Origin of the sequence: Acinetobacter equi (genome assembly GCF_001307195.1) — a bacterium.
Lineage (GTDB): Bacteria > Pseudomonadota > Gammaproteobacteria > Pseudomonadales > Moraxellaceae > Acinetobacter > Acinetobacter equi.
This window is the reverse complement of record NZ_CP012808.1, coordinates 355,699-376,563: the sequence shown is the minus strand read 5'-3', so window position 1 is coordinate 376,563 and position 20,865 is coordinate 355,699. Positions and strand designations below refer to the sequence as shown.

General features: G+C 35.0%; 14 protein-coding genes and 2 pseudogenes. 7 read left to right on the top strand and 9 right to left on the bottom strand.

Annotated features, from left to right (window positions below; all coding sequences use genetic code 11):
- Positions 1-18: 18 nt before the first annotated feature.
- From AOY20_RS01710 to nagZ, 8 genes and pseudogenes are all read right to left on the bottom strand, one after another.
- Complete coding sequence (locus tag AOY20_RS01710) at positions 19-882, bottom strand: OmpA family protein (RefSeq protein ID WP_081403334.1); 864 nt, start codon at positions 880-882, stop codon at positions 19-21.
- Between the two features lie 49 nt (positions 883-931).
- Positions 932-1,162, bottom strand: a pseudogene (locus AOY20_RS15230) (hypothetical protein); the annotation flags it as partial.
- Positions 1,163-1,294: 132 nt separating this feature from the next.
- Positions 1,295-2,512 (bottom strand): annotated as a pseudogene (locus AOY20_RS14875) (hypothetical protein); the annotation flags it as partial.
- Positions 2,425-3,561: a hypothetical protein gene (locus tag AOY20_RS01700; RefSeq protein ID WP_054580271.1), complete on the bottom strand. Its 1,137-nt coding sequence runs from the start codon at positions 3,559-3,561 to the stop codon at positions 2,425-2,427. The gene AOY20_RS01700 and the pseudogene AOY20_RS14875, both read right to left, overlap by 88 nt.
- A gap of 318 nt (positions 3,562-3,879) precedes the next feature.
- Complete coding sequence (gene pta / locus AOY20_RS01695) at positions 3,880-6,018, bottom strand: phosphate acetyltransferase (protein ID WP_054580270.1); 2,139 nt, start codon at positions 6,016-6,018, stop codon at positions 3,880-3,882.
- Positions 6,019-6,071: 53 nt separating this feature from the next.
- Positions 6,072-7,292: an acetate/propionate family kinase gene (locus tag AOY20_RS01690; RefSeq protein WP_054580269.1), complete on the bottom strand. Its 1,221-nt coding sequence runs from the start codon at positions 7,290-7,292 to the stop codon at positions 6,072-6,074.
- Between the two features lie 370 nt (positions 7,293-7,662).
- Positions 7,663-8,928, bottom strand: a complete 1,266-nt coding sequence (locus tag AOY20_RS01685) for a glutamate-5-semialdehyde dehydrogenase (protein WP_054582514.1) — start codon at positions 8,926-8,928, stop codon at positions 7,663-7,665.
- Positions 8,929-9,122: 194 nt separating this feature from the next.
- On the bottom strand, positions 9,123-10,145 hold the full coding sequence (nagZ, locus tag AOY20_RS01680; protein WP_054580268.1) for a beta-N-acetylhexosaminidase: 1,023 nt from the start codon (positions 10,143-10,145) through the stop codon (positions 9,123-9,125).
- A gap of 197 nt (positions 10,146-10,342) precedes the next feature.
- Here nagZ and AOY20_RS01675 point away from each other — a divergent pair, with 197 nt between their 5' ends.
- The 7 genes from AOY20_RS01675 to AOY20_RS01645 all read left to right on the top strand — a co-directional run bounded on the left by AOY20_RS01675 (position 10,343) and on the right by AOY20_RS01645 (position 20,343).
- Positions 10,343-12,538, top strand: coding sequence for a carboxy terminal-processing peptidase (locus AOY20_RS01675; RefSeq protein WP_054580267.1), 2,196 nt, complete (start codon positions 10,343-10,345; stop codon positions 12,536-12,538).
- Between the two features lie 216 nt (positions 12,539-12,754).
- Positions 12,755-14,842, top strand: coding sequence for a putative bifunctional diguanylate cyclase/phosphodiesterase (locus tag AOY20_RS01670; protein ID WP_054580266.1), 2,088 nt, complete (start codon positions 12,755-12,757; stop codon positions 14,840-14,842).
- A gap of 309 nt (positions 14,843-15,151) precedes the next feature.
- Complete coding sequence (locus AOY20_RS01665; protein ID WP_054580265.1) at positions 15,152-16,741, top strand: peptide chain release factor 3; 1,590 nt, start codon at positions 15,152-15,154, stop codon at positions 16,739-16,741.
- A gap of 222 nt (positions 16,742-16,963) precedes the next feature.
- Positions 16,964-17,893, top strand: a complete 930-nt coding sequence (locus AOY20_RS01660) for an RsiV family protein (protein ID WP_054580264.1) — start codon at positions 16,964-16,966, stop codon at positions 17,891-17,893.
- 15 nt (positions 17,894-17,908) lie between these two features.
- Positions 17,909-18,730, top strand: coding sequence for a TatD family hydrolase (locus AOY20_RS01655; RefSeq protein ID WP_054580263.1), 822 nt, complete (start codon positions 17,909-17,911; stop codon positions 18,728-18,730).
- Between the two features lie 20 nt (positions 18,731-18,750).
- Positions 18,751-19,515: a hypothetical protein gene (locus AOY20_RS01650; RefSeq protein ID WP_054580262.1), complete on the top strand. Its 765-nt coding sequence runs from the start codon at positions 18,751-18,753 to the stop codon at positions 19,513-19,515.
- 63 nt (positions 19,516-19,578) lie between these two features.
- Positions 19,579-20,343, top strand: coding sequence for a tRNA threonylcarbamoyladenosine dehydratase (locus tag AOY20_RS01645; RefSeq protein WP_054580261.1), 765 nt, complete (start codon positions 19,579-19,581; stop codon positions 20,341-20,343).
- 44 nt (positions 20,344-20,387) lie between these two features.
- On the opposite strand, the gene secB is transcribed toward AOY20_RS01645, so the two are convergent.
- Positions 20,388-20,846 carry a protein-export chaperone SecB gene (secB, locus tag AOY20_RS01640; RefSeq protein ID WP_054580260.1) on the bottom strand — a complete coding sequence of 153 codons (459 nt, stop codon included), beginning with the start codon at positions 20,844-20,846 and terminating at the stop codon, positions 20,388-20,390.
- Positions 20,847-20,865: the final 19 nt, after the last annotated feature.

Here is a 20,865-nt window from a genome sequence, read left to right as displayed (position 1 = left end):
TAATTTTGTTTTTTTTAATTATCTTTTTACGCCAGTAATTTCTAACTCTACTCGGCGGTCTGGTTGTAAACATATTTTTTGTTGTTTTAGATTTTTTTCATGATAACAACCATCAGTCACAGGAGTTGTTTCACCTAAACTATCAGAAGACATGACTTCGACAGGCACACCTTGATTGACTAAATACTGTTGTATGGTTTGAGCGCGTGCTAAACCGAGTGCATGGTTATATTGGGTACTTCCTAAGCGGTCAGTATGCCCAATCACACGAATGCTCTCTACATGACGATAGGTATCTTGAAGATTAAATAAAATATTTTCTAAATTTTGAATGCCTTTAGGTAATAAGCTTGCTACATCAGAACCATTAAATTTAAATAGGACATCACCATTTAATGTGATTCTTTCAGTGCTTAGTACTGGTTCAGGCATTAGTTCGGCAATAGGCGTTGATAACTCCACAGGTACGACCTCTGGAACATTAGATACGCTAGGTTCAATAAAGTTAGAACAATCTTCACATTTCCAAGTGAGTTGTTTAGCTAAATATTTTTTATCAAAGTCGATGCGGAGTTGGCAACGTTTATAGGTTTGAGTATTGGGAATACGAATATCGAGGACATAGTGCCAAACTTTTTCAAAAAGGAGCCCTTCATTAAAATGAGGGTTGCCAAGGAGCTGTCTAAATTGATCTTTCGTTAGTTCAATGTCTAGACGAGCAACATCATCGTATTCATAACGATGAACTTGTTTTAAGTAACTTTTTTTAATTTCAGGGAAGTGGAGTTCTGAATTTGAGTCAATAGGTTCATCAGCACTTAAAGCTGTAGAAATTGCCATCCACCCCATGAATAGGCTTGTGATTAGAATTTTCTTTTTCATTTTAATATCTCAATTTAATTTATATTTTTTATTTATTCTTATATTTTTATTAGTTGATTACACCACTCATTCCAAATCGAACTCCAGGTAGACCAGCTGTTGCTCCAGTAACACCAATGGTCATAGACCAACGTCCATTATCTGCTGTTTTTCTTAGATTTGTTCCAAATCCAGTTTCCGAAGAATGATGTGCTGCACCTATAGCATATGTCCATTTTCCAGCGAGATGAGGAGCTGGCTCTAAAGCCATAGCAGATGCAATTCCTGCATTTGCCCATTTTGAAGCTTTTTCTAAATCTTTATCTAAACGTTTATCTTCACGATCCAAAGCATCTATGGCATCACCAATTGTATAGTATGAGTTTTCTGTAACAATAAAAGTGGGTCCTTGTCCTGCATCAAAATCTGCACCTGCACCAATAATGTTATAAATGGTGTCTCCAACATTATGAAGTTGTGAACCATTAACAGCATCTTTTGAGGTGGATGAAATATCTCCCTTGGAAATATTGATGATTTTAGTATTACCTGCATTAATTCCAGCTTGGTTAATGGTTACAGGACCGACATTGATTGAATTAAAAGTAACATCATCTTGTGTTGCAACTTCATAGGTGGTACTACCATCAGAGTTAATAGTTGGGGTCACTTTTATATTTTTACCCTGAGAGACTTTGGTTTTTGCAGCAGCAATGGCTTCATGAATACTATTTTTTCCAGTATTTCCAATATTCCCTGTAGAAATTGAACCATCTGGATTAAGTACGGTATTTCCACCAATAATTGGTACAAGGCTATTAGCTGTATTACCTAAAGCATTGTTGGTGGCATAGAGCTGGCTACCATTAATCGCATCGGTACTGGTTGCACTAATACTTCCTGAACCGACATTTTTTAATTGGCGTTCTGCACCAGCGGAACCAACTGAAACTTGCATGCCCGCATCAGAAACTTGTCCAGCAAAGTTTCCAAAAGTAATATTTTTTTGGGTAACACTAGCAACTTGAGTGGCACCTGTAGTGGTGGTTGCATTTGCACCTAAGGCAATAGCATTGGTTCTATTTGCAAGTGAATTTTGTCCAATCGCAACGGAATTGTTACCAACTGCACTGGATGCTTGTCCAAGAGAAACACCTGCAATACCATTTGCAGTAGAATTCGTTCCTAATGCAATAGCATTAACACCAGTTGCACCTGCTTCTTGTCCAATCGCAATCGTATTATTGGCATATGCAGTTGAATTTGTCCCTAAAGCCAATGAATTATTTCCGTAGGCATGAGAGGTTTGACCAATGGCAACACTATTGTCACTATTTGCTACTGCAGCAGTTCCAATTGCAACAGACTGTATTCCTGAGCCGACCGATGATGTTCCTAAAGCTACACTATTGACTCCACTAGCAGTTGTATAACTACCTAAAGCAGTTGCATTACTATTGGTTGCAAGGGAGTTTTTACCAATCGCAACGCTATTTGAAGAGTTAGCAATAGCGCTATCTCCAAAAGCGACAGCACTATTCCCAGTCGCTTGGCTGGCTGTTCCTACAGCAATACTATTTGTTGCATTAGACAGAGAGTTATCACCAAAAGCGATGGCGCTGGTAGCGACAGCATCAGCAGACTGCCCAATTGCAATACTATATTGGTAGCAGTTGATTGAGTATTTGTACCTAAAGCGACAGCATTTGTGCCAATGGCATAAGCAGTTTGACCAATGGCAACACTACTATCATTATTTGTCCAAGAACTACTTCCGATAGCAACAGAGCTATTTCCTTCACTATGTGATGAACTTCCAATTGCGATTCCATTGTTTGCTTCTGCAGTGGAATTTGCTCCAAAAGCGATAGCACTTGTATTTTTTGCTGTAGAATTTTGTCCAAGAGCAACTGCATTATTGGCTGAAGCACTAGAATTCTGTCCTACAGCAAGTGATGAATTATAACTTGCATGTGTATCAGTACCAATCGCAATACTATTAGAGCCACTTGAAGTAGACATAGAACCTAACGAAAGTGAGTAATTACCAGAAGCATTTGCTGCATTATTTGCATAGCCAATATTACTTGAATTTGATGAACCTACAGCAATTGCTGCAAAACCAGAAGCATTGGCAGATTGACCAATTGCAATAGAGCGATCACCAGTTGCAGCAGATGTTGTGCCAAGAGCTAGTGCATTATCTGCATTTGCAACGGCTTCGCGACCAATAGCTTGTGAACCATCACCATGTGCATACGAATTATTTCCAATAATCATATTTGACCAACCAGCAGCATAGGAGCCACTCCCAACAATTATAGAGTTACCTCTATAACCAGAACCTTCTTGTGTTGCAGAGTTACTTCCTATAACGATTGAGGCACCAGAACTGGCATCTGCATTAGTGCCTAAAGCAACACCATAACTGTCCTGAGAAACAGGTAAATCAATTGGTCGATAAGGATTATTAAGTTCTGCATTATTGCTGTTTGCCTCATTGACAGAAGCATTTGGCGTTCTAATAGCACCACCGCTTCCATTTGTTTCAATGACTTGAATGGCTAATGTGGTTGTAGACATTAAAATAATACTTAAACTGAGTACACTTTTTTTGAAAACTGTTAAGTGGTCATGGTGTTGTATCATTGCTTGAATGACATGATTGTTCAGATATTTTTTATTTATTAAATGATTCATTTAAATAGACCCCTTTAATTTTTTATTGTGTGATTAAAATCACTTTTATGTTATTTTTTATTTTATATTTTTATTATTTATAGCATATTAAGTGCGCATTAGAAATATTTTTTAAATGATTTTAAAGACAATATAAATATTTTTATTAACTTTAAGTATTTGTTTAATTGAATAAAAATGTTTAAATTTAGAATTTTAAGCTTATTTTTATAATATGAGTTTTATGAATTTAAATAATGTGACTTATTTAATACTTTTCATTTGGAAATAAAAAACATCAGCCTTAAAAGCTGATGTTTTATAGAGCGAATATAAAATTTATGCTTCTTGTTGAGCAGATTGAATTGCTGTTAATGCAATGGTAAAGACAATATCATCGACCAAAGCACCACGAGACAAATCGTTGACAGGTTTATTTAAACCTTGCAACATTGGACCAACACTCACAACATTTGCTGCACGTTGTACCGCTTTGTACGTCGTATTGCCTGTATTTAAATCTGGGAAAATAAAGACATTGGCACGACCTGCAACTTGAGAGTTTGGTGCTTTTGAGCGACCAACACTTTCTACAGATGCAGCATCATATTGTAAAGGACCATCTATTAATAAATCTGGACGACGTTCTTGCGCAATACGTGTTGCTTCAGCCACTTTTTCTACGTCGGCACCAGCACCAGAAGTTCCTGTTGAATAAGAAATCATGGCAATACGAGGGTCAATACCAAATGCTTTAGCTGAATCGGCAGATTGAATTGCAATTTCAGCCAATTGTTCTGCAGTTGGATCTGGATTAATTGCACAGTCACCATAAACATAAACTTCATCTGGTAACAGCATAAAGAAAATAGATGAAACTAAAGAGTATTCAGGTGCTGTTTTAATGAGCTGGAAAGCAGGGCGTACCGTATTTGCTGTGGTATGAACAGCGCCTGAAACCAAACCATCAACTTGATCAAGTGCAAGCATCATCGTACCTAAAACAACAGTATCTTGAAGTTGTTCTTTGGCTTGTAATTCGTTGAGTTTACCTTTACGTAATTCAACCACTTTGGGTACATATTGATCACGAATTAAATCAGGATCAATAATTTCTAAACTACTTGGTAATTCAATTCCACGTGCTTTTGCGACCTCTAATACAGTTTCTGGTTTAGCAAGTAAAATACAATCGGCAATACCACGTGCTTGGCAAATTGCTGCTGCTTGAACAGTACGAGGTTCATCACCTTCAGGTAATACAATACGCTTTTTCGCTGCAATTGATTTTTGCACCAATTCATGACGGAATGCAGAAGGGGATAAACGAGATTGTTCTGTGCCTGCTAAAAGTTGTGTAATCCATTCTGGATGAATATGACTAGAAACAAAACGGGTAACTTGTGTCGCACGTTCTGTATCATCTACTGGAATTTCATTACTAAAGTTAGCAAGTTTCTGTGCGGCTTCAAAAGCATTAAGAGGTGTATGTAAAACAGGTAAACCTTGTTTGATTGCATGCTGACAGAATTTAAGAATTGCAGATTGCTGTAAATCTGATTCAGCAAGAACTAAGCCTGCCAATGGAATACCACTTTCATTTGCAACACTTGCTGCCAAAATAGCATCACTACGATCAGCAGAAGCAATAATGAGTTCGCCTGCAATAAACTTATGCAGTTCTTTATCAATATTAGAGGAAATTAAACTACTGTGTAAGACACGACGTAAATGTGCTTCGCCTTCATTAATCCAAGTTGCTTGAATACATGATGCTAAGTCAGAAATACGAGGTACGCTTAATATATTACTAAATGGAACTAACCCAATAATAGGAAGTTGTTGGCTTCCGATATGTGCGTGCGTTTTTTGAATATTTTGAATAAATGTTTGTGTTTCATTTTCTAGACGTAAACTTGGATCGAATGTGACAGGAATTTGTGCAGATTCTTCAGATAAACCCTTTGTACGCATAAATAGCACACCTGAAAGACGTTCAGGTGAAAGGCTATATTGACGTAATTGGTTTTCAACTTTTTCAGCAGTTTGAGCTGCGTGTTGAATATCTGCATTACTGACTACGACGACTTTTGCATTTAAAGCTTTTGCTAGAGTTGCATTTAATTCTGTTGCAAAAGAATCACGATTTGTTGGTACAAGCCCTTCAACAATAATTAAGTCGTGTGATTTTGCCACTTGACGATGTAAGCGAACCGTTTCTTCTAAGAGCTCATCTTTTTCATCATTATTTAATTGGGTAACTAATGATTCATAACGGATCGGTTCAACTGTTTCATTTTGAAACAAATGTGCATATAAGGCAGTCGTACGATCTGAATCAGAAAAGTTAGCTTCTTGTGAAAATGGTTTAAGAAAGCCAGCTTTTATACCTTGACATTCTAATGCATAAACCAAGCCTAAACATGCTGAAGTTAAGCCTACACCTTCACCAGTAGGAACTAATAAAATTGTTTTCATAATATAAGTCTAAATTGAATGAGTATGATGGTGTTTATACAAGCAATGATGGATTATGCCATCATTGCTTGTGCTTTAAGCTTTTTTCCAGTTGTCTGATGAACCTCTGTTTCCACAACATGAATGGTTTCTTTTGCAATACGACCTTCTTCATCTGTTGGAACAACCCAAATTTGTGGACCAACGCCAGCATCAATACGACCTTCTGTACCGCGTTTTAACTCATCATTTTTTTCTTTACTGAGATTAAAACCAAAGTGAGGGAGGTAAGACATGGTTTTTTCACGGATATAAGCGGAGTTTTCTCCTATACCACCTGTGAAGAATAAGCCATCAATACGTGGCAAACCACAGCTTAAGCCAGCTAGAGATTTTGCTAAGCGATAGCAGAATACTTCGATAGCTAAAGTAGCATCTTCATTTCCTTGTTCAGAAGCTTCAATCAATGTACGCATATCATTAGATAAGTCAGATAAACCAAGGAGACCACTTTGGCTATTGAGCATTTTATCTATTTTATAGATATCCCAACCTAAATTGGTTGCAAGGAAGCTATGGATACTAGGATCAACATCACCACTACGAGTTCCCATTACAACACCTTCTAATGGTGTTAAACCCATAGATGTATCAACGCTTTGACCATTCCAAATTGCGCAAGTCGAGCTACCATTACCTAAATGTGCTGTTAACCAGCCACCTTCTCTAAAGCTTCCAGCAAGTTCTGAACCGCGGTCAGAAACATAAGCATGACTTGTACCATGGAAACCGTAACGACGTACATTATGTTGGGTGTAGAGAAATTTGGGTAAAGCATAACGATACGCATGTGATGGCATTGTTTGATGGAATGCAGTATCAAAAACAGCAACTTGTGGAAGTTCAGGGAATAAACGCATTGTTGCATCAATACCGACTAAATGAGCAGGGTTATGCAATGGTGCTAGAGGAGTTGCCTCACGAATGCGTTGTACAATTTCAGGAGTAAGTAATTCTGCTTTGGTTAAAGTACCACCGTGTACGACACGGTGACCAATCGCTTGGGGGTTATAATGAGATAAACGTTCTAAAATCGTTTCTAAAGCTTTTTCATGGTCTGCATTTGGAATAGATAATTCCAAAGCTTCACCTCCGACCGTAATACCTTTAATACGTGCTTCAGGAGAACCTAAGTTTTCTGCTAAACCAAAAATTCGGTCTTCACGTCGATCAGATACTAAAGCATATTTAATGGATGAAGAACCACAGTTAATAACTAAGATAGATGTAGACACGTTTTTTTACCCGATTTTAATTGAAATACTTTTCCCTGATTTGATCGATATTCATAATTATGGAAGATATAATATTGATCATTAATTATGTTTTATCATGGGAGTTTTATTCCTCCTAGATAGACTTTAGGAGATTAGACTTAAGCACAATCGACGATAAAATCAATAATAACTAAAATTTATCATTTGATTGTTTTCATTTATTAATGAAATATCACTTAAAAATGATATGTTAAATCTTAGAACAAAGATAACATGATAAATGCAAATTAAAATATGTTATTTAATAATTTAGTGAACTTATTTGCGTAATTTTATGTAGCAGAAAAAGCATTTAGCTCCTTTTTAGAAGCTAAATGCAAAATTTATATTATTGGCGAATTTGACCATCACCAAATACAATCCATTTTTGAGAAGTTAAACCCTCAAGTCCAACTGGACCACGTGCATGAATTTTATCGGTTGAAATACCAATTTCAGCACCTAAGCCATATTCAAAACCATCAGCAAAACGAGTTGATGCATTGATCATGACAGAACTTGAATCTACACGAGCAAGGAATTGGCGTGCCAAGCTAAAATTTTCAGTAATGATGGCATCAGTATGATGTGAACCATATTTATTAATGTGAGTAATTGCTTCATCCATACATGAAACAACTTTCACAGCCAAAATAGGACCAAGATATTCTTCATACCAATCTTCTTCAGTCGCTGCTTTTACAGTTTCACCTAAAATACGTTGGGTAATTGGGCAACCACGAAGTTCAACTTGTTTTTCAGCATAAAGTTTGGCAATTTGAGGTAAAAAAGCATCTGCAACTTTTTCATCAACCAAAAGAGTTTCCATTGCATTACATACGCCATAACGGTGTGTTTTAGCATTGAGTGCAATAGCTAAAGCTTTATGAAAATCTGCCTGTGCTTCTACAAAGACATGACAATTACCATCTAAATGCTTAATGACAGGAATACGCGCTTCACGTGTAATACGTTCAATTAAGCCTTTGCCTCCACGTGGAACAATGACATCTACATATTCAGATAATGTGATAAGTTGTCCGACAGCAGCACGGTCTGTAGTCTGAATGACTTGTACGCAAGTTTCAGGTAATTCTGCTACTTTTAAACCCTGTTGAATCGCTGTTGCAATGGCTTTATTTGACTCAATTGCTTCCGATCCACCACGTAAAATAATAGCATTACCCGACTTTAATGCTAAAGATGCAGCTTCAAGTGTTACGTTAGGGCGTGATTCGTAAATCATACCAACCACACCTAAAGGCACACGCATTTTACCCAATTGGATACCAGTAGGGCGATAAGCCATATCTGTGATTTCACCAATTGGATCTTTTAAACCAATAACATCTTTTAAACCATCAAGCATAGCTTGAAAGCGTGTGGGGTTCAGTTCTAAGCGATCAAGTAAAGCACTGTCTAAATTGTTTTTATGCGCATTTTGCATGTCAATTTGGTTTGCAGCCAATATTGCAGTTTCACTGTTTTTTAACGCAGTATAAATTGCAGATAAAGCATTATTTTTAACTTGGGTAGAAGCGCTTGCCAAAACACTAGACGCTTGGCGTGCTTGTTGTCCTACCGTTTGCATATATTGTTCAACAGATTCTTGCATAGCGGTTTGATCACTTAGAAATTTCATGATCGATATTAACAGTCTAAACTCGGACAATGAAGCATCAAAATAGAAAAATAATAAAAATTAAAATAAGGACTTAATTTGAAATGAATAAAACATTGCAAGATAAAAATAAGAAAATCTGCTCTTTTAAGTAAATGAATAACATGAAAGAGCAGGAACTAAGTATTTTATTGCATTGCATTTTTAAAAGCAGTGATGTTGTCACGTACTTTTTGCCATTCGGCACCTAAATCTAAAACATCACTAATGCTTAAATCTGGAATTTTTCCACGCATTCTTTCTAGGCGGTCTTGGTTTGGAAGAGGTAAATCTTCAATACCTTTAAGTGCAATACATTGTGCTTCACGATCATTACAGACTAAGCCCATATCACAGCCAGCTTTTAAAGCAGCGCGAATACGTGCATCAGCACCACCAGCAACACAAGCAGCTTGCATGCTTAAATCATCTGAGAATAAAACACCATCAAATTTTAGAGTTTGACGTAAAATGTGTTGAATCCAAAATTCTGAGAATCCAGCAGGATTTGGATCAATTTGATCATAAATGACATGAGCAGGCATAAGTGCATCAAGTTGAGATTGCAGTCTAATAAATGTCTGCATATCTTTAGCTTTTATTTCTTCAAATGAACGTGAGTCAATTGCTGCTGCTACATGTGAATCAGCTTTTACAGAACCATGACCTGGGAAATGTTTCCCTGTAGATGCCATACCTGCACGTTTCATGCCTTTTAGGAATGCTGCGGCTAAAGGAATGATGTCATTAATATTTTGTGCAAAACTACGATCCCCAATGACATCACTAATATCATTTAGATCAAGCACAGGGGCAAAACTAAAATCGATGCCTATAGCCAAAACTTCTGTTGCCATGAGCCAGCCACATTGTTCGGCTAAATCAAGTGCTTGAAGTGGTTCTGTTTTATAGAGATCGCCAAAGCGACCCATTGCAGGTAAAAGTGTAAAGCCTTGTTTTAAGCGTTGTACGCGACCACCTTCTTGGTCGACTGCAATTAAAATATCTGGGCGAATTTGGCGCATGTGGTCGGTTAATGCGCGAACTTGTTGAGGCGATTCAATATTTCGACCAAATAAAATGACTCCACCTACTTGCGGAGCTTGTAATAGTTCAATATCTTCTTGAGTTAGGTATGTGCCAGCGATGTCGAGCATCAATGCGCCAATCATATTTGTGTCCGTGTTCGAATTTTTACAAGAAGACAATAACCGAATTCTGCAATGATTTGCTACATTTTCACAGTATAGAATATGATAAAACTGATTATTATGAATTCAAAGAAGTTGTTTTTGCTTTGAAAATGCTATGATTGAAGGCAGAAAACAACATTTAGATTGGTTATAAACCAAGGAACAAAGAATTTTTTATGAAACTTCAAACAATCGCTTGCGCTATTGCTATTGCAACTGGTGGACTATTCTTTACACATGCTATTAATGGGGCAATTGCATCGACTTCAAAGGAAGCTGTTACCCAAAAAGCCATTATTCCCACACAAGAACAAGCTCTCGTTTCACGCCAATTGGCGACTTTAGTTGATCGTCAACATTATTTAAACCAAAGATTGGATGCAAATACTTCAAATCGAATTTTTGATTTTTATATTGATAGCTTAGATCCAGATCACACACTTTTTTTAGAATCAGAAGTGGCGAATTATAAGAAAAAATATGGTTCAAATTTTGGAGCGGCTTTAAAAGCAGGGGATTTAACGGGTCCTTATGCAATTCATGAACAATATCGAAATCGTTTAAAACAATTTTATGAGCATATGTTGGCTGAACTTAAAAAGCCACAGAACTTAAATCAACCAGATATTGTTTTCCAAACTGATCGTGAAAAAGCACCTTTCTTTAAAACAAAAGAAGAGCAACAAGAGCACTGGAATAAAATTTTAGTGTCTCAATTGATTAGTTTAAACATTAGCAAAGAAGAAGAAAAGGCGAAACAAAAAGCACTTAAAGACAACCCAGAGTTGGCGAATGGTCAAGATTTGGTAAGCCCCGAAGATTTAACCCCAGTTCAAACATTAACGAAGCGTTATACACGTCAGTTGGAACGAATTAAGCGTTTAAATAGTGATGATGTTTTAGATAAAACACTTAATGCAATGACGTTGACTTACGATCCACATAGTAACTACTTCCCACCTGTAGATGCGATGGAATTAAATCGTCAAACTACTTTACAGTTAGAAGGAATAGGGGTTTCTATTCGACCTGAACGTGGTAATGAAGATTACACGAAAATTGAAACGATTGTAGAAGGTGGTCCTGCAAGTAAATCAGGACAGGTGAAATCAGGAGATCGAATCATTGGTGTCGCTCAAGATGGCGAGAAAATGGTAGATGTGATTGGTTGGCCGAGTAATGAAATTGTCGGATTGATTCGTGGTAAGCGTGGTACCAAAGTTACTTTAAAATTATTGGGTACTGGTGCAACAATGAATCAAGCACGTGTTGTGACATTAACTCGTGACATTATTCAAGAAGAAGATGCGGGTGTTCGTTCTCGTACAGTTGATATTACTCGTGACGGTAAAAAATACACATATGGTGTAATTGAAATTCCATCATTCTATTTAAATTATCGTGCACGCCGTGCAGGAACAGAATATCGTTCAGTTTCTGAAGATACGAATAATGTACTTAAAGAATTATCTGCTAAAAATGTAGATGGAATTATTATCGATTTAAGAAATAATCCAGGTGGTTCATTAGAAGAAGTATCTCGTATGTTAGGGCAGGTGATTAAATCTGGCCCTGTTGTGCAAATCCGTGATGGCAATGGCAATGTAAGTGTCTTTGAGGATGATGATGGTGGAGCACAGACATATGATGGACCTTTAGCGGTATTAATTAACTTAGCATCGGCTTCTGCGAGCGAAATTTATTCTGCTGCAATTCAAGATTATGAGCGTGGTATTGTCATTGGTAGTACAACGACAGGTAAGGGTACTGCACAAGTTCAATTAGATAATTTGGCTCATGGTCAAGCAACTTTAACGCAACGTAAATTCTATCGAATTACGGGTGGAAGTACACAAAATAAAGGTGTTGTGCCTGATATTAAGTTAGTTGATATTTACAATGAAGAATTTGGCGAAAGAAAGTCTAAAAATGCATTAATGTGGGATACGATTCAGACAGCACCTTTTAAAAGAGAAGGTGAGGTTCAAAAGTATGTTCCACAATTAGCAGAGAAGTCTTTCGAACGTGTGAGTGTTGATCCTCAGTTTAAATATCTAGAACAACGTACAACTTTGGCTAAACAAGCCTTAGATAAAAAAGAAATTGTACTAGATATTACACAACGTAAAGCTGAGCTTGTGGCGTTAGAGCAACAAACGTTAGAAGCTGAAAATGAACGTCGTAAAGCAACAGGGTTAAAGCCTTTTGCAAATTGGGAAAGTTATCAAGCTTCTTTAGAAGGTTTAGCTGAATCACGTGCAAAAATGAAAGCTGCACAACGACCAGCTCTACCTGAAGAAGAAGTATTTGTAACAGAAGCGGCAAATATTTTGTTTGATTACCAACAATTGCAAAATGCAAATAAAAAGTAATTGAACGTCATTCAAGTAGCGTAAGATTTTCTTGCGCTACTTTTTTAATAATAAAAAAACACATTTAATAATAAAAATAATGTATTTTTAAGACTTGACCTCGACTAAAATGTATACCATTCTATTTTTGATTTATATTTTGATCTAAATAATTGTATTTTTTAAAATAATATTTCATTAACTGTGTGTTAGATATTTTAATTTTGAAGGGAAATAATGGCGCTTATCCATTATGATTTAGAGTTGGTGATATCTTCAATTATCACTGCATTTGTATTGTGTTATTTGGCAACACTATCGATACATCAGTTACGTGTCCGTAGTCGTCAGAATAAGCATCATAAAATGTTTCTCATTTTAAGCGGATTTCTTTTAGGTCTTGCGATTTGGGTTTCCTTCTTTTTAGTTATATTAGCAGCGGATATTCCCAATACTTTTCATTTTGATTATGGATTAGCGCTAGTCTCATTCTTAATTTCATTTATAGCATCTACTTTTGCCATTTGGACTACAGTATTATCTCAGCTTAATCTCACTCGTCTTATTTTAGGTTCAATTCTAATGGGACTAGGAATTGCTGGCATGCATTATGTCGGTATTATGGGGTTATTAATTGATAATCATATTGTTATTTATCAGCCTAAAATTATGATTGTTGCGGTTCTTTTGGCAGTCTGTGGTGCTGGATTATCAATTTATGTAAGCTTTCAAAAGAAAAAGAAATCTATGCCGAAAAGCATAGATCATTTAATATTTGCCTCTCTTATGGCACTCAGTATTGTTGGAATGCATTACACAGGAATGCTTTCTATTTCTTTTTATGAAGACTTAGAGTACAGATATGAGTTTTTATTAAATAGTAATCATAATTTAATTTTGTTTTCAGTTATTACAATGGCTGCTGTAATTTTCTTGATTTCAGGGCTAATTGCATTTTTAGAAAAACGTTTGGATGAGCGAAATCGTCAATTAACACAAGCGAATCATGACTTAGCAAACCAAGCTAAACAAGATGCTTTAACTAAATTACCTAATCGCCTTTTTTTAACTGAATATGCACATCAGCTTTTTTCTGAAAAAAATATTCATGCGAAAAAAAGTGCATTTTTATATATAGATTTAGATCGTTTTAAAGCAATTAATGATGTTTTTGGACATCATGTTGGTGATCGTTTGCTTATTCAGTTAGCGAATAGAATACATAAATATTTAAATAGTAATGAAAAGTTATTTCGAATAGGTGGGGATGAATTTTTATTACTCATTGAAAATACAACGGCTGTTTTAGCACAACAAGTTGCAGAACGACTACAGCAGATTATTAATGAGCATTTTCTGATTGAAGGAAAAGAAATTAACATTTCTGCAAGCATTGGCGTTGCATTATTTCAGGAACATGGTCAGAACTTACAAGATTTATTAATGAATGCAGATGCTGCGATGCTAAAATCAAAGCATCAGGGGCGTAATACCTATACTATTTTTAACTATTCAGATGAATTATTAAAGTCTCAGAATCAGACGAAATTAATGAATGATCTGTATAAGGCAGTAGAAGAAAAGCAATTTATATTATTTTATCAACCTAAATTTACAGCCTATTCACACAAAATTTGTGGCGTTGAAGCACTGATTCGCTGGCAACATCCTACACATGGCTTACTTACTCCAAATATGTTTATGGAAGGTGCTGAAGCAACTGGTGTGATTATCCAGATGGGATATTGGGTAATTGAAGAAGCATTTAAACAAATTCAGAAATGGGAAAAATTAGGAATCAGTTTATTTCCACTAGCTTTAAACTTATCAGTAGTTCAATTCGAACATAAAGAATTATTTTCAAACTTAGAGCGCTTCTTTGATCAATATCAAATTGATCCGAGTCACTTAACGATTGAAATTACTGAATCGACTGCAATGCATAATATTGAAATGAGTATTTTACGTTTTGAGCGCTTACGTCAGATGGGGATTAAGCTTGCGATTGATGATTTTGGTACAGGTTATTCAAGTCTTTTATATTTAAAAAGTTTAGTGATTGATGAGTTAAAAATTGATCGTGCTTTTATTCAAGATATTGAATGCAATAGTAAAAGTGAAATTATATTAGAAAGTATTATTAATTTAGCCATTAAATTAGGTTTAACAGTGACTGTAGAAGGTGTTGAGACGCCTGCACAGGTTGATAAGCTTACAAAACTTGGCTGTCAGCAGTTACAAGGTTTTTTATTTAGTATGCCAATGCCTGTTGAAGAATTAGAAAAATGGGATTTGAAATACATTCATATGTTAGAGAATGAGTAAATGTAAATTAGATTTTTTAAAATTAAAATTTATATCAATTGATTGAGTTTTATGTATTTTAAATGCATATGTTAATGCTGATCTATTTATGATGACCCAATAAAATCATTAATTAAGATATGGTATGCAGTCTAAATTTTAGATATTTCAATTTTTAGACTCCTTTCTAGATACTTATCTTATATAAGAAGCGTAATTAAAATATTAATAAATCTGATACAATTGCGCCAATTTTAAATGATCACTTCACTGGTTTGTTACATAGCATTTGATATGTCAAAACGGTGTATATATTGAAGATTTTCCCTTATGTTTAAAGATCAATTAGCTAAAGAAGTCGCAGCTCGCAGGACTTTTGCGATTATTTCCCACCCTGATGCGGGTAAAACGACAATGACAGAAAAATTGTTATTGTGGGGGCAAGCGATTCAAGTTGCAGGTATGGTAAAAAGTCGTAAGTCTGACCGTGCAGCAACATCAGATTGGATGGAAATGGAAAAAGAACGTGGTATTTCTATCACCACATCTGTAATGCAATTTCCTTATAAAAATCATATGATTAATCTTCTTGATACACCGGGACATGAAGATTTCTCTGAAGATACATATCGTACATTAACTGCAGTTGATTCTGCATTAATGGTGATTGATGGTGCGAAAGGGGTCGAAGATCGTACCATTAAATTAATGGAGGTGTGTCGTATGCGTGATACACCAATTATTTCATTTGTAAACAAAATGGACCGAGAAATTCGTGAACCATTAGAGTTATTAGATGAAATTGAAAATGTTCTTAAAATTAAATGTGTACCAATTACTTGGCCTTTAGGTGCAGGGCGTGACTTTGCTGGTGTTTATAACCTCATTGAAGAAAAGTTTTACGTTTATAAAGCAGGCTTTGGTTCAACGATTACGGATATTGAAGTTCGTGATGGTTATGATCATGCAGATTTACGAGACAAAGTTGGGGAACTTGCTTGGGCAGCATTTGAAGAATCTTTAGAATTGGTTCAAATGGCAAATGAACCATTAGATCGTGAAGAGTTCTTAGCAGGTCGTCAAACTCCAGTATTATTTGGAACTGCGTTAGGTAACTTTGGTGTTGATCATGTGTTAGATGCATTTTCTAACTATGCTCCACCACCAAAAGCACATCCAACAAAAGACCGAATTGTTGAGTCAACAGAAGAAGGTTTTACTGGTTTTGTCTTTAAAATTCAAGCTAATATGGACCCTAAACATCGTGACCGTATTGCCTTTATGCGTATTTGCTCTGGTAAATATGAAAAAGGTTTAAAAATGAAACACGTTCGTATTGATAAAGATGTGCGAATTAGTGATGCATTAACATTCCTTGCGGGTGATCGTCAGCATTTAGAAGAGGCATGGCCAGGCGATATTATTGGTTTACATAACCACGGTACAATTCAAATTGGTGATACATTTACTTCAGGTGAAAAGTTAAGTTTCACAGGTATTCCACATTTTGCTCCTGAAATGTTCCGTCGAGTACGTTTACGAGATCCTTTAAAGTCTAAGCAATTGCAAAAAGGCTTAAAAGAGCTTTCAGAAGAAGGTGCAACACAAGTATTTATGCCACAAAATAGCAACGATTTAATTGTTGGTGCAGTTGGGGTTCTTCAATTTGAAGTTGTTGCATATCGATTAAAAGAAGAATACAAAGTTGATTGTCTTTATGAGCCAGTAAGCATTAATACGGTTCGTTGGGTTTCTTGTGATGATGAAAAGAAATTTAATGAATTTAAGAAGAAAGCACATGATCAACTTTCTGTAGATGGTGGTGGTCATTTAACTTATCTAGCACCAAGTCGTGTGAATTTGCAATTAATGCAGGAACGTTATCCTGATATTGTATTCCGTAGTACACGTGAACATTAATTTAGAATAAAGATAAAAAACAGCTTCATCATGAAGCTGTTTTTTTATTCTAAGAATAGAAATAATGATATTTAAGTAAAGTCATTCCACAAATTAAAACTATGTAAATAAAATTTAAAAACTTTTAAATTTAATTCAATTTTAAGCCCCATTTTATGGGTAATAAATGTTATAACTGAAGACAAATGATAACTGTTACCTCACTAATGGAAAGGGAAGTTAATGTTTAGTAATAAAATAAGTTTGATTACCTCAATTTTTGTCGCTACTGTCTTTATTAGTGCTTGTCAGCCTCAGGAGCCATTACAAAGTGCTGAAAAATCAGAGCTACAGTCTGAAAAAAAGGAAGTTGAACTTAAAGGTGTAATTGAAAAGCTAAACTTAAATTTACCAAAATGTGAGGATAAAAATTGTCCTGAATTATCAATTGAAAGATTAAGTAGTAATCAGTTTTTTGTTGATCAAGTGATTGATCAACATATTATTGAGATTTTTAAACAGATTCTTGATCCAGAAGATTTAGAAGATTCCATGGTTAAAGTCGAAAAATCAGCTTCAGATATTAATGCAGAAAATATCAATGAAACAGCTAAACAAAAATTAGAATATCAACTGATTCCATATATCCATAGCTTTTTACAATTAGATCAGGAGGTTAAAGAATTAAGTGCGAATCATAAAATTAGTTTTATGATTAAGCCAAAAATTTTAAATTCAGAAGGACCTTTGGCAACAGTTGTACTAAATAGCAGTAATTATTTGGGGGGAGCACATGGATCATCATCACAACAATATTTTAATTTTGATTTAGAGTCTAAAAAACTAGTTCCATTAACAGAAATTCTTGAAAAGGATCAGTTACCCAAATTAGAAAAACAAGCTTATGAAGCATTTAAAACATGGATTGTTGAATCTGAGCTGTCTACAGATGTAAATGAATATGAGCAAGTTTGGAAATTTAAATTAGCAAATAATTATTACCTTGGGACTCATGGATTAATTTTGCAATATGGTGAATATGAAATTGGACCTTATATTGTAGGGTTGCCTCGTTTAACGATTCCATACGATCAATTAAATGGAATTATAAAAGCAAAATATTTACCACAAGCTACTGCGACGAGTGAAGTTCTAATTTCAGCCAATAAGTAAGGTTGGATCACTTCAATGCGCTTACCATTATTTGATACACATACACATTTCGATGTTCCCGATTTTGATCAAGATCGGGAACAATTGGCATATGAAGCTAAAGAAAAAGGTGTAGAACATTTAATTTTAATTGGTTTTTTACATTCTAGATTTAATGATTTAATTCAGGCACATCAATTTATAAATCAATTAGATCATGCGCCTAAAAGTCATTTAGCCCCAGGATTGCATCCATTTTATATTGAAGAGCATCGCATAGAGCATTTATATGCTTTAGAACATATATTACAACAACATGAATGTATTGCTATTGGGGAAATTGGATTAGATACCTTTTTAACGCAGCATAAAGCTTTAGAGATGGTTCAAAAACAAAAAGATTTCTTTATTACACAAATTGAATTAGCAAAGCAGTTTAAAAAGCCTATTTTACTTCATATTCGAAAATCTCATGCCGATGTTTTATCAATTTTAAAACAACAGAAGTTTCAATATGGCGGAATTGCACATGCTTTTAGTGGTGGTATTGAAGAAGCAAAAGCCTTTATTAAATTAGGTTTTAAAATTGGCATAACAGGGCAAATTACCAATCCTAATGCGAAAAAATTACAACAAGTCGTTCAAGCTATTGGTGCGGATCATGTTGTTTTAGAAACGGATTGTCCAGATATGACACCTTTATGTTGTCAGACTTCAACAGAGCATCGAACAAGAAATACTCCTGTAAATTTACCTTATGTGCTTGATGGATTAGCTGAGTGTTTGAAGATGAATCGTACTCAATTAGCGGAGAGAGTATGGTGGAATTCTTTAAAAACTTTTGATTTAATAAGTTGAAAATAAAAATGTGAATGAAAATGAAAAAAATATTATTAAGTCTTTTGTTGTTCTATCCAGTAATGGGATGGGCGACAGAAAATATAATAGATTTCAAAAGAATCGAGATTAAAGCTCAAGATAAGAAAAATATTTGTAAAGTCCTTATCATTGAATGTCAACAAAATGAAGATTGGCATTTATATAGAGTCAAAAACTCTAGCAATCAATTTTATGTAATATCAGATTTGAAATTCTATCAATTGAATAAGATAAATAAAAATTATGAGTTATTGAACTCATGGGATTTTTCTAATTATAGTCCACAAAAGGTGAATACCTTTTGGGCTACACAAGGCGATGTAAATGAACCTTCTGATCATAAATTTATTTATCCACGATTGTTTAAAATTTCAGAAAATACGTTTGCCATTGCTCTAATTCAGTCATTTGGAGAAATGTATTCAGGTGGAGGAATGAGTGAAGAAAGGGCAGATTTTTTTGAATTATTGATAGATAGTAAGTATAAACTTAGATTCCAAGATATTCCATTTTCAGTATGGAGAATGATTCGAGCATGTTTCTCTTACATGGATTTCGATATAAGTATGGGAAAGTGTCATGATGATGAAACTTTAGTGCTGAATATTCAATATTTAAAACCTTATGTATGGCAAATGAATTATCATTATTATCGTGAACTTTCGCCAGTATCTAATAACGTTAAAATAAATGAAAGAAAGAGTTATAAAATTCAATATTTAATTGATCAAATCTATTTCCCTGAGTCATGGGGAATAGATTAATCAGCAATGAAGTATTTTAATTTGATAAAATAAACTCAAGATTTTTGTTATTTAGAATGAATCATGACAGACCTTCCTCACAATGATGAATATGATCGCCGTTTTGCTGGTGTAGCCAAAATTTATGGAGATGATGCATTTAATCATTATGAAAAAAGTCATGTGATGGTGATTGGTATAGGTGGCGTTGGCTCTTGGGCTGTAGAAGCTTTAGCAAGAACGGGTATAGGTGAATTAACATTGGTTGATATGGATGTCGTTGCGGCATCAAATATTAATCGTCAACTTCCAGCAATGACATCAACATTAGGGCATGAAAAAATTGAAGTCATGGCTGAGCGTTGTCGTTCTATTAATCCACGAATTAAAATTAATTTAATTGATGATTATTTAACACCTGAAAATATTAAAGAAGTATTAGCCAACACACCTGATATTATTTTAGATTGCATTGATGATGTAAAAGCAAAATTAGCCTTAATGCTTCATTGTCGTTTTAATAAAATTCCTTTAATTGTATCTGGTGGGGCAGGTGGAAAATTAGACCCATTAAAAATTCGTGTGGCAGATTTATCTAAGACTGAACAAGATCCAATGTTGGCAAAATTACGTGCACAATTGCGAAGTAAAGGAGTTTGTAAAAAGCCAAAAGAAAAATTTGGAATTACCTGTGTTTATTCAATTGATAATCCATTTTCTAGTGCAGATGTTTGTCCAAGTGCAGGCTTACGTTGTGGTGGGTATGGTTCAGCTGTTGTTGTGACTTCTAGTTTTGCTATGGTTGCTGTTTCTGAAGTATTGAAAAGATTAGATAAGCTAAAAAAATAAAATAAAAAAAGACCGCATAAGCGGTCTTTTTTTTGCTTAAAATATTAAGCTTGACCTTCAACGGCTTGAGCTTGAGCACGCTTAAGGTTAGCTTCAAATTCAGCATCGAAATTGATTGGTGTAAGAAGCAATTGAGGGAAGCTTCCTTTAGTTACCATATCATTTACAGCTTCGCGTAAGAATGGGAATAAAATGTTAGGGCAGTAAGCACCTAAGATGTATGGAAGACGATCTTCTTCAACATTGTCGATTAAGAAAATACCTGCTTGTGTTACATCTACGATGAACGCAGTTTCGCCAGCATTGTTCGCTTGAACAACAACCTTTAAAGAAACTTCGTAATGTGTAGGATCAATTTTTTCAGCAGAAGATGAAAGATTGATATTGAGTTCAGGTTCCCATGCCTTTGTAAAAACTTGTGTACCCGGTACTTCAAAAGAAATATCTTTTGTATAAATACGTTCTAAAGCTAATTGTGGTTGAACTTGTTGTTCTTCACTCATTTTTTAATCCTTGAATTTA